General features: G+C 34.7%; 10 protein-coding genes. 4 read left to right on the top strand and 6 right to left on the bottom strand.

Features of this window, described 5'->3' with window-relative positions:
• From O1Q81_RS05825 to wecB, 3 genes are read right to left on the bottom strand one after another with little or no spacing between them, the layout of a single operon-like run.
• The gene (locus O1Q81_RS05825; RefSeq protein ID WP_386696489.1) at positions 1 to 2,211 is read right to left on the bottom strand and encodes a glycosyltransferase; all 2,211 of its coding nucleotides are present in this window, start codon (positions 2,209 to 2,211) and stop codon (positions 1 to 3) included.
• A gap of 1 nt (position 2,212) precedes the next feature.
• Positions 2,213 to 3,481: a UDP-N-acetyl-D-mannosamine dehydrogenase gene (wecC, locus tag O1Q81_RS05820; protein ID WP_386696488.1), complete on the bottom strand. Its 1,269-nt coding sequence runs from the start codon at positions 3,479 to 3,481 to the stop codon at positions 2,213 to 2,215.
• 11 nt (positions 3,482 to 3,492) lie between these two features.
• A complete protein-coding gene (wecB, locus tag O1Q81_RS05815; protein WP_386696486.1) occupies positions 3,493 to 4,605 on the bottom strand; it encodes a non-hydrolyzing UDP-N-acetylglucosamine 2-epimerase in 1,113 nt (370 codons plus the stop codon).
• Positions 4,606 to 4,879: 274 nt separating this feature from the next.
• Here wecB and O1Q81_RS05810 point away from each other — a divergent pair, with 274 nt between their 5' ends.
• Genes O1Q81_RS05810 through O1Q81_RS05795 form a run of 4 tightly spaced genes read left to right on the top strand, consistent with a single transcriptional unit; the run spans position 4,880 to position 8,636 of the window.
• The gene (locus O1Q81_RS05810; protein ID WP_386693724.1) at positions 4,880 to 6,046 is read left to right on the top strand and encodes a polysaccharide biosynthesis/export family protein; all 1,167 of its coding nucleotides are present in this window, start codon (positions 4,880 to 4,882) and stop codon (positions 6,044 to 6,046) included.
• Positions 6,047 to 6,065: 19 nt separating this feature from the next.
• Positions 6,066 to 7,184, top strand: coding sequence for a capsule biosynthesis protein (locus O1Q81_RS05805; protein WP_386693721.1), 1,119 nt, complete (start codon positions 6,066 to 6,068; stop codon positions 7,182 to 7,184).
• Positions 7,184 to 7,984, top strand: coding sequence for an ABC transporter permease (locus O1Q81_RS05800; protein ID WP_386696484.1), 801 nt, complete (start codon positions 7,184 to 7,186; stop codon positions 7,982 to 7,984). Before O1Q81_RS05805 ends, O1Q81_RS05800 begins: the two co-directional genes overlap by 1 nt.
• Positions 7,977 to 8,636: an ABC transporter ATP-binding protein gene (locus O1Q81_RS05795; protein ID WP_386696482.1), complete on the top strand. Its 660-nt coding sequence runs from the start codon at positions 7,977 to 7,979 to the stop codon at positions 8,634 to 8,636. The genes O1Q81_RS05800 and O1Q81_RS05795 overlap by 8 nt, the downstream gene beginning before the upstream one ends.
• On the opposite strand, the gene zevB is transcribed toward O1Q81_RS05795, so the two are convergent.
• From zevB to O1Q81_RS05780, 3 genes are read right to left on the bottom strand one after another with little or no spacing between them, the layout of a single operon-like run.
• Positions 8,622 to 9,626 carry a zinc transporter permease subunit ZevB gene (gene zevB / locus O1Q81_RS05790; RefSeq protein ID WP_386696480.1) on the bottom strand — a complete coding sequence of 335 codons (1,005 nt, stop codon included), beginning with the start codon at positions 9,624 to 9,626 and terminating at the stop codon, positions 8,622 to 8,624. The two genes, O1Q81_RS05795 and zevB, sit on opposite strands and share 15 nt — an antisense overlap.
• Positions 9,617 to 10,246, bottom strand: a complete 630-nt coding sequence (gene zevA / locus O1Q81_RS05785; protein WP_386696478.1) for a zinc transporter binding subunit ZevA — start codon at positions 10,244 to 10,246, stop codon at positions 9,617 to 9,619. The genes zevB and zevA overlap by 10 nt, the downstream gene beginning before the upstream one ends.
• Positions 10,247 to 10,858: a riboflavin synthase subunit alpha gene (locus tag O1Q81_RS05780; RefSeq protein WP_386696476.1), complete on the bottom strand. Its 612-nt coding sequence runs from the start codon at positions 10,856 to 10,858 to the stop codon at positions 10,247 to 10,249.
• Positions 10,859 to 10,912 lie beyond the last annotated feature (54 nt).

Genomic DNA, 10,912 nt, shown 5'->3' with positions numbered 1-10,912 from the left:
CTAAACTTCCGTAATTTCTTTAGCCAAACCATTACCTACCAATACACCTTTTTCTGTAAAGAAATTATCTTCTACAACCCAAGTGTGATTGATAGTTTCTTTTGAACGATACACAATAAAATTAAAAGGATCTGTAACATAAGTTCTAATTTTTAATGCTTTGGCTTGTTCTAAAATATTAGAATCTTCACCACGATTCAAATCCCCAAACTTTAATTGATTGAGTGTATTACGGGAGAATACCAATGTCGCTCCTGTTAGAAAGTCTGTCTCAATATGTCTATGCCCCTTGTAACGCACAAAAGTTTTATTTTGGTTTTCAAGGTAAATAAAAATTTCTTTTTTACCTACTATACCATAATCTCCAAATTTAAATGGAATGAGCATATCTTGTAAATAGTTTGGAAAATAGAAATCATCATCGTCAAATTTTGCTACATATTCGCCTTTTGATAACTCAATCCCTTGGTTAAGACGTTTACCTAAAGTGTCATCACTATTATTTTGAATAATTTGTACTGATTGAAACACTTTACCACTTTGTCGCAATTTACGTTCAAGTTCATGAATTTGTTCAGTTGAATAGTCTTGAGCAATAATAATTAATTCAATATTAGGATAAACTTGTTGGCTCACATTCTCTACAATACGATCAATAAAATTCGGACGTTTGCTTGCCATCACAATACTAGCTAATGGCTGAGTATATGAAATATTTTTCCCCAACATATTAGTAATTTGAATGGCTCGGTGTTCATAAGTATGATTTAACATAACTTCTCGATAACCTAAATGAGATAAACGTAACCATTCCCACTCATTCTCTAGTAACCGCTTAGCGATCTTATTCGCTTCTCGGGCATTTTTAGCTACCTGTACAATACCTTTAAATTGTTCATCAATCGCCAATGATGGGGTAGAAATAACAGGTGTACCGCAAGCCAATAATTCATAAACACGGCGAGACATCATCGTTGGCGAATCAGTAATCGTGTTTACATTTAAAAAGATTTTAAATTGCTTATAAACACCTACAATCTCTCTAAATGGCACTGCTGAGCGAATAAATGGATGATATTTACGTGGATACGCATAGCGATTACCTTCAATTTGCGACATGCGATCATAAATTGCCCCTCTAAACTTAATAATAGTTGGTAATAAAGCATCCATTTGTTTTTTACGGTCATCATGACCAACACTATAATAAGAACCTGCAAAACAAATGTTCTCTTGTTTTGCTCTGAATCGATTAGCTGGATTGCAAATATTGATATTTGCAGCAAAAAGAAGAGAATCCACTTTTGCAGTAGGGACATCTCGTTGGTAATCCTTTATTTTATTGCTATCTGTTGTAAAAATAATATCGCACTTAGAGGCTATTGGTAAAAACTTTTCATAGTGCATAGGATCTTCTTTATTCCAAAAAATAATTGGGAACTGACGATCTTTAGCAATATTTAATGCTTTCAATAAATTTTGAGCATTTTGATGTTGTAAGTTGGGCGATGTAAAAGCATATTCCCAAGCACCAAAATTACCTTTCCAACAACTTTCAATCAGAAATCCCAAAGAAGTAGAACCTTTAATTTGAGTTTCAAAACTATTTTTATTCAAAGGAAATAACTTAAATTCACTATCAAATGAAGTATGAGAGATCTCATCTAAAATAGAGATAAATTTAAAGCCATATTGTTTTTTAAACCGCCCATCTACTTTTGGATAGTTGAGAGTACTCATTTGTTGTTTTATAGACGGAATAATTTTTACTTTTTTTTGATCCATAAAATGACGCAATTGCCACAAATCCATTGGCAATGAAAAAAAGTTACCAAAAGACTTTGTTGAGTTAATTAGGATATTACCTAATTTAAATGACAAGGTATTTTCGGCTTTCTCTTTAGCTTGACTTATTTTATCTTTGCTAACCTGAACTTCAATTTCTTTTTTCTTGTATTTGTCAGATAACTCTTTTAACTGTTTTTCTAAAAACGCAATATTTCCTTGATATTTATGGAGATCTTGCTGATAAGCATCTTTCAATAGATTATACTGCTGAGTTTGTGTGTCTAGCCATTCTCTTAACTCTAATTTTAGAGCTTTAATTTCATCCTGCACTACCACAGAATCATTCGCTTGTTCAATAGGTAATTCAACGTGAGGTTTATTTGCCGAAGAAAGTACGACAACATTACGTTTTTTTCTTGCCATTTTATTTCCCTATAATCCCTTTCGTATCCACTATTTGTACATTTTCAGGCAAGGTTAAACCTGTTTTAAACTCTTTATGATCAACCAAAACAACCAATACATCGGCTTGTTTAGTTGCTTCTTGTAAAGTTAAAAGTTTAATACCTTTACTGGATAATTTGACTGGTAATTCATCAATATTTGGCTCAACCGCTAAAATTTGATTTTTAAACTTATCAGCTAATGCTGTGGTAATTTTAATAGCTGGACTTTCACGTAAATCATCAATATCTGGTTTAAAAGCTAAACCTAAGCAAGCAATTTTCACTTGATCTAAGGTTTTATTTGGATTCGCTTGCAACACGTTTAGGACAGCTTGATTTACTTTATCAATAACCCATTGCGGTTTATGATCATTGACTAAACGTGCGGTATGAATTAATTTCGCAAGATCTGGGGTTTTATTTACAATAAACCATGGATCAACTGCAATACAATGTCCACCCACACCGCAACCAGGTTGTAAAATATTGACACGTGGATGACGATTAGCTAACGCAATAAGCTCCCAAACATTGATATTAAGTTTGTCACAAATCAAGGACAATTCATTAGCAAAAGCAATGTTCACATCACGAAAAGAATTTTCGGTAAGTTTACTCATCTCTGCGGTACGAGCATTAGTGACAATGCAATCTGCTTTTACAAAAGTTTTATATAATTCCACCGCACTTTGAGAACATTTTTCAGACAGTCCTCCAACAATACGATCATTTTCAATCAATTCTCGCATGACTTGCCCAGGTAAAACCCGTTCAGGGCAGTGAGCAATACGAATATCGGAATCTGAGCCATGAGTTTGTGGGAAAGTTAAATCAGGACGAGCTTCAGATAACCACTGTGCCATTTGTTCAGTCGCCCCAACAGGAGAGGTAGATTCTAAAATGACTAAGTTGCCCTTTTGTAATACAGGGGCAATCGCGATACATGCCTGTTCAATATAGCTCAAATCAGGTTCATAATTTTTGCCTTTAAATGGTGTTGGTACAGCAATAATAAAAGCATCTGCAGCTTCTGGAACTAAGGTAGCTCGTAATAGATTATTTTCAACAACTTGTTTTACCGCTACATCTAAATCGGGTTCAACAATATGAATTTTTCCTTGGTTAATCGTTTCCACAGCATGTGAATTTACATCAACCCCAATCACTTTTTTACCATGTAATGCAAACATTGTTGCAGTAGGTAATCCAATATAGCCAATCCCTATAACTGAAATTGTATTAAACATTTTTGTACCTATTATCTAAAAATTGAAATGATTTTTTCTACGGCTGTTCCATCTCCATAAGGATTATGTGCCGCTGCCATTTTCTTATATTCTGTTTCATCACTCAGGAGTAAACTCACCATATTAATGATTTTATCCTTTTCTGTTCCTACTAATTTTACTGTGCCAGCAATTACCGCTTCAGGACGCTCGGTTGTATCACGCATAACCAATACTGGCTTACCTAATGACGGAGCTTCTTCTTGAATTCCACCTGAATCCGTTAAAATTAAATAAGATTTACGCATCAAATACACAAAGGCAAAATAGTCTTGTGGTTCAATTAAATAAATATTTGATTTTCCTTTAAGCAAACGATTAACTGGTTCTCGTACATTCGGATTTAGATGTACAGGATAAACGAATTGAACATTAGGATGGATTTCAGATAATTCACTTAATGCCTGACAAATATTTTCAAATCCCTGACCAAAATTTTCTCTCCGATGACCAGTGATCAATACCATCTTACTATCGTTTAAAAAAGAAAATCTTTGCTCAAATTCATTCAATAATCTCGGATTATGATCAATTTTTTTACAGGCTAAAAATAAGGCATCAATAACCGTGTTACCTGTAATATAAATATTTCTGTCAGAAACATTTTCTTTAAGCAAATTATTTTTAGTACATTCTGTCGGAGCAAAATGATATTTGGTAATTGCACCTGCAATTTTACGATTTCCTTCTTCTGGAAAAGGAGAATAGATGTTATTTGTACGTAATCCAGCTTCTATGTGAGCAATATCAATTTGATTATAATAGGCGGCAAGTGAGGTTGCTAAAGTAGTTGCTGTGTCACCATGTACAAAAACTGTAGTTGGCTTATATTCATCAAATACAGGTTGAATTTTAGTTAAGATAGATGAAGTAACAGACGAAAGCGTTTGCGTACCACTCATAATATCTAAATCATAATCAGGTGTAATATCAAATAATTGCAAAACCTGATCCAACATTTGACGATGTTGTGCGGTTACACAAACCTTGAAATTAACATTGTTTTTTTTGAATCCATCGATAAGTGGAGCCATTTTAATCGCCTCTGGTCGTGTACCAAAGACAATGAGTGATTTTGAATTCATTTTTATTTATATCCGTATAAAAAATTATTCTATTTTCTTACATTAAGTAAGCCTATTTGGGAAAGCGGGCAGGATTGTACGCCATTTCATAACATCAAGCAATATCTATCGCTATAATAACTGCAATAAATTTGTGTTATTTTAGGGGGATTACACTGTTTGTATAAAAATACTGCCATTTCTTGAAAATTTTGTCATTTTTGTTTCTTACTATGGAAAACCACCTCAATTTTCAGTAGAATACACGGCACTTTTAAATACTTTAGTGATTTTAATGAAAAAATTTCCATTTATTATTAGCCTATTGGCAATTACTCTGACAGCTTGCAATTCCATGCCCAGTGCTGGACCTAGTGCATCAAAAATTCAAGATATTAACCAAAGTGATAATTCTCAATTAGATAATGTTGATATTGTTGATGTTAATGATAATATCGTTCTTGAACTGTTTAACCGCCAACACAATCAATCTTTTAGCCACTTTAGCCAAGTCGGACGTGATTATTACAGTACAATCAAGGCAGGAGATGCTTTAGATATTATCTTATGGGAAGCTCCCCCTGCAATTTTATTTGGCAGTATGTTAACAACAGGAAGTACTGGATCCGCTCAAACAGTTGCATTGCCTCAACAAGTAGTGAGTGAAAATGGCAAAATTACAGTACCCTTTTTGGGTGGGATTTCTGTGGTTGGGAAAACACCTGAACAAATCCAAAATAACATTGTTGCTCGCTTAAAGCCCTTGGCTCATCAACCTCAAGCTATCGTAAAATTAGCACAGAATAACTCTTCTAATGTTACTATTTTACGACAAGGAAACAGCATTCGCATGCCGTTAACCCCAGTGGGTGAACGTGTTTTAGATGCTGTAGCTGCTGTAGGTGGTGCTAGTGAAAATGCTGAGGATATTTCTGTTCAGTTAATGCGAGGGAATGAAGTGAAAACGATTTCATTAGAAACTTTAGCTGCCAATCCAAATGAAAATATTCCATTGCGTTCTGGCGATGTATTATCTTTAATGAATAATCCGTTAAGTTTCACCGCACTTGGTGCTGTTGGTTCTAACCGACAAGTCAAATTCTCGGCGAAAGGACTGTATTTATCTGAAGCTATTGGTCGAATGGGTGGCTTAATTGATTCACGCTCAGATCCTCGGGGCGTATTTATCTTCCGTTATATTCCGTTTGATGAATTAACCATTAATGATCAAACTCGTTGGCAAGCTCGTGGTTATACTTCAGGCATGGATGTACCAACCGTTTATAGAGTTAATTTGCTTGAACCAAAATCTCTGTTTTGGATACAGCGTTTCCCTGTGAAAAATAAAGATATTTTATATGTATCAAATGCACCGTTAGCTGAATTCCAAAAATTCTTGAGAATCATTTTCTCAATTACCTCGCCAGTAACAAGCACTGCACATAGTGTAAATAGCTTTTAGTAAATAATGGATAGATAGAATGACCGAACAAAAACAAACACCTGCGAGAAAAATAAAAAAACGCAATAAGCTCCTTTGGATTACAGTAATTATTCCAACAATTATTTCGACTATTTATTTTAGTTTGATTGCTTCTGATGTTTATATTTCTGAATCTAGTTTTGTGATACGCTCTTCACAAAATCAAACTTCATTGAGTAATGTAGGATCGATATTGCAGGGGTTTGGTTTTGCACGCTCGCAAGATGATACTTATACTGTTCAGGAATATATGAAATCTCGTAACGCTCTAGAAGAACTGCAAAAAGTTCTACCAATGCGAGATTTTTATGAGCAAAAAGGTGATATTATCAGCCGTTTTAATAGTTTTGGATTATTTCCCGAACAAGAAGCCTTTTATAATTATTTTACGAAAAAAGAAACTGTTTCTATTGATTCTGTATCTGGCATTGCTATATTACATATTCGCAGTTTTAGTGCCGAAGATAGTCAGAAAATCAATGCAGAATTACTCAAACAAGGGGAAGTCATTATTAACCGCTTAAACGAACGAGCAAGAAAAGATACGATTATTTTTTCTGAACAAGCGGTGCGAGAAGCGGAAGAGCGTGTTGAGATTACAGGTGAGGCGTTAAGTAATTATCGTATTAAAAATGGTATTTTTGATGTTAAAGCTCAGTCTGAGGTACAGTTAACCCTTATTTCTAAATTACAAGATGAATTGATTGGTATTCGAACACAATTAGATCAGTTACGAGCGTTAGCCCCTGAAAATCCACAAATTGCGACCTTGCGAACTCGGGAAAAAAGCGTAAAAGCCGAAGTAAATAAACAAATTCAAGAAGTGTTAGGGCAAGGTAAATCTATTGCAAATCAAACAGCAGAATATCAACGTTTAGTGCTAGATAATACCCTAGCTCAACAGCAATTAATGACAGCAATGACATCATTACAAAATTCTAAAAATGAAGCTGATCGCAAGCAATTATATTTAGAAATTATTAATCAACCGAGTAACCCCGATTTAGCACTTGAACCATATCGTTTGTATAATATTCTTGCTACATTCTTTATTGGTCTATTATTATATGGTGTATTGGGCTTACTTTTTGCTAGTGTGCGTGAGCATAGAAACTAATGCGTTATGGAAAAAGAACAACAGTAAAACGTTCTTTCGTGATTCAAGGACGTGTTTTACGTGCATTATTAATGCGTGAAATCATTACCCGTTATGGGCGACGTAATATTGGATTTATGTGGTTATTCGTTGAACCCTTAATGATGACGCTATTAATCACCATACTTTGGAGTGTAGCTCGAGCAAGTAGTTATTCCACTTTAAATATTATTGCTTTTATTATTACAGGTTATCCAATTATGATGATGTGGCGTAATTCATCTAATCGTGCTATTGGAGCGATTTCTGCCAATACAGCATTGCTTTATCACCGTAATGTTCTCGTATTAGACACCCTGTTAGCTCGCATGTTATTAGAAATTTCTGGAGCCACTATTGCTCAAATGAGTTTAATAATATTATTAATTGTTATGGGGCTGATCCCGATGCCGAATGATTTATTCTATATGTTGATGGCTTGGGCATTAATGGCAATGTTTGCTATTGGTTTGGGTCTCATTATTGCCTCCATTGCCCAATATTTTGAGCCATTTGGTAAAATTTGGAGTACACTCTCGTTTATCTCTATACCCCTTTCTGGTGCATTTTTCTTTATTCATAATTTACCAGCTACTGCACAACAATTCTTATTATGGTTTCCGATGATCCACGGTACGGAAATGTTCCGCAAGGGCTATTTCGGTGCAAGCGTTACCACCTATGAAAATCCGTATTATATATTTGTATTTAATCTTATTCTTATTTTTATTGGTCTTATTATGGTGCGTAATTTTAGTAAAGGATTAACCCCGAATGATTAAAGTCGAACACTTAAATAAACGTTATTTAACTAGAAATGGTTGGAAAACAATCCTTAATAATATTAATTTTGAACTCAAAAAAGGGGAAAAAATTGGTATTTTAGGCAGAAATGGTTCTGGTAAATCCACCTTAATTCGTTTATTAAGTGGCGTTGAAGCCCCTACTTCAGGCGAAATTCACAGAGAAATGAGTATTTCATGGCCATTGGCATTTAGCGGAGCATTTCAAGGATCTCTAACGGGTATGGATAATCTACGTTTTATCTGCCGTATTTATGGAGCAGATATTGATTATGTTAAATCTTTTACCGAAGAATTTTCTGAATTAGGCGATTACTTATATGAACCTGTAAAAAAATATTCATCAGGTATGAAAGCACGCTTGGCTTTTGCATTATCTTTATCCGTGGAGTTCGATTGTTATTTAATTGATGAAGTAATTGCTGTAGGAGATTCGCGTTTTTCTTCGAAATGTAAGCAGGAACTTTTTGAAAAACGTAAAGATCGTTCTATTATTTTAGTTTCACATAGCCCATCTGCAATTAAAGAATATTGTGATAATGCTTATGTGTTAGACGATGGATCTTTATATAGTTTTGAGAATATTGATGAAGCATATAAGTTCTATAACAATAACCTACCGCCCAAATAACACAGCCCCCCCCACACTCTGTAACGTTGTGGCATAAATCAAACTCACTGCAAAGCCTATCAATATCAAGCCGAACACTAGTTTTAACCAATCGGAAAATTGATTTTTTAAGGTTGGAGAAAGATACCATTTCCCGACTTTTACCGCAGTTGTTCGGGCATATTGTACCATTAGAGCAAAGCCTGATAAGGTAATTCCTGTGCCGATTGCCATTGCCATGGTTGCCACCATTCCCCAGATATAGAGATCAAGCATATAGGACAAAAATAAAATAAAAATAGCTCCCGTGCAAGGTCGCATACCGATACTTAAAATAATCAGCCATTGGGATTTCAAATTATTCGCTTGAGTAACTTGATCGGCATCTGGCAAATGTTGATGTCCACAACCACAATTTTCATCATGAATATGAGATAAAAAAACTATCGGATTTTGCACCGCACTTTTTAAGTGTAGATTATCAGCTATCGGCTTAATTTGCAGAATTTTTGGCTTACGTTGAGCTTGCCAAATTTTTCTGCCACTTTGCATTAACCATTGTAAGCCTAATAAAAATATCAACGCATACGCCCCACGTTCCAACCAAAGCTGACTTGCTTTAAAGTAGGCTGAAGATAAATTTAATATCACTACCACAATACTGGTCGCCACAATCGCCACCACGCCTTGCATTAAAGAGGACAAAAATGCCAATCGCATACTGGCGAAGATTTTAGATTGATGAATAGAAAGATAGCTGGTAATAATAAATTTACCATGCCCAGGCCCTAAAGCATGAAAAACGCCATAGCCGAAACTGATTAAAATCAAGCTTAACCCTGCATAAATTGGAGCTTGTTTGATTTGATGAAGATTATCAGATAATAACTGATTAAACTCTCGTTGCCATACCACCACTTGTTTAAATAAATAAGGGAATAAAAAGCCGATACCTATAAGCAATAGGCATAATAACAACATTAATCGGAGCTTTTTAGTAGTTATTGACATTGTAAAATGACTTTTTGAGCAAATTGTTTACCTAGCGAAAAGTCGGCTTCTCGTTGGGTTTTATCTAAGGTCCGAGCATATTGTTTGGTTTTCTCATCAACAATTTGATCTACCATCTCACCATGACAATTTGACGGAAGTTGGCTAAAATCCACCGCACTTTTATTATCGTAATACATTGATACATAATAGGTTGGATCATAAATCATTAATACAAATTGATTATCTATTAACTTTTGTGGTTGGGATAAAAAGAAGTCAAAATGATACAAAATTTGATTGCCGACCGCTTTAATATCGTAGTTAGCAGGATGAGAGGTATATTTTACTCGATTACCTTGTTTATCATAGAGATAACTAAAATAATGCTCTGATACCGTGTTTTTAACCATATCATCCACAATGGCTTGTTTTGCTTTGGGATCGTTATGAGCAACTTTCAAATCGTAAAGTAATTCAGCTGAACTGGCTTCATCTAGCAACCATTGCACCGAAAAACCTTTTAACGTGTTATTTTCCACTAATGGCGTGGTTTTCATACCAATAAAAGCATGAGGGTGAGCTTGCACATTTTGCATAAAGGCAAAAAGTGCGGTCAAAAATAAGAAAAATTTTTTCATTTAAGATCTCGCTAATAAATAACGCTCCACCGTATCCACTATTGCTTGTGTCTGCGGATCAATTTCAATATTGACCAAATCCCCTACATTTTTTTTAGCAATAATCGTACGTTCAATCGTTTCAGGAATTAAATTAACGCAAAATTGAGTTTCTTTCACATTACCAATGGTCAAACTGATACCGTCCACAGCAATAAAGCCTTTGGTCAGAATATATTTCATCACATCGTGATTAGGCAATTTAAACCAAATTTGTAAATTATTCTCACTCGGTTTTTGTTCAACAATTTTTGCCGTGCAATAGACGTGTCCCGACAATAAATGCCCGCCTACTTCTGAACCGAATTTCATCGCTCTTTCTATATTGACCTGATCCCCCACTTTAAGTTCACCTAAATTAGTGATCCGTAAAGTTTCCGTCATTAAATCAAAGCTCACGAGATTATTCTCAATTTTAGTAACAGTCAAACAAACACCATTATGTGCAACAGACGCACCTAATTGTAAATCTGCCAGTAATTCATCTGGCATTTTAATAGTATGTGTTCTAAAATTTGTCTTTTCAATGATAGAATGAATAGACGCAACACCTTGCACGATACCTGTAAACATATAAACTCGCTTAACCGCAAAGTGCGGTGAAAAAATTAAATTTTTCCTATTATA

The organism is Lonepinella sp. MS14436 (assembly GCF_042470565.1).
Lineage (GTDB): Bacteria > Pseudomonadota > Gammaproteobacteria > Enterobacterales > Pasteurellaceae > Lonepinella.
This window is presented reverse-complemented; position numbering and strand designations above follow the sequence as displayed.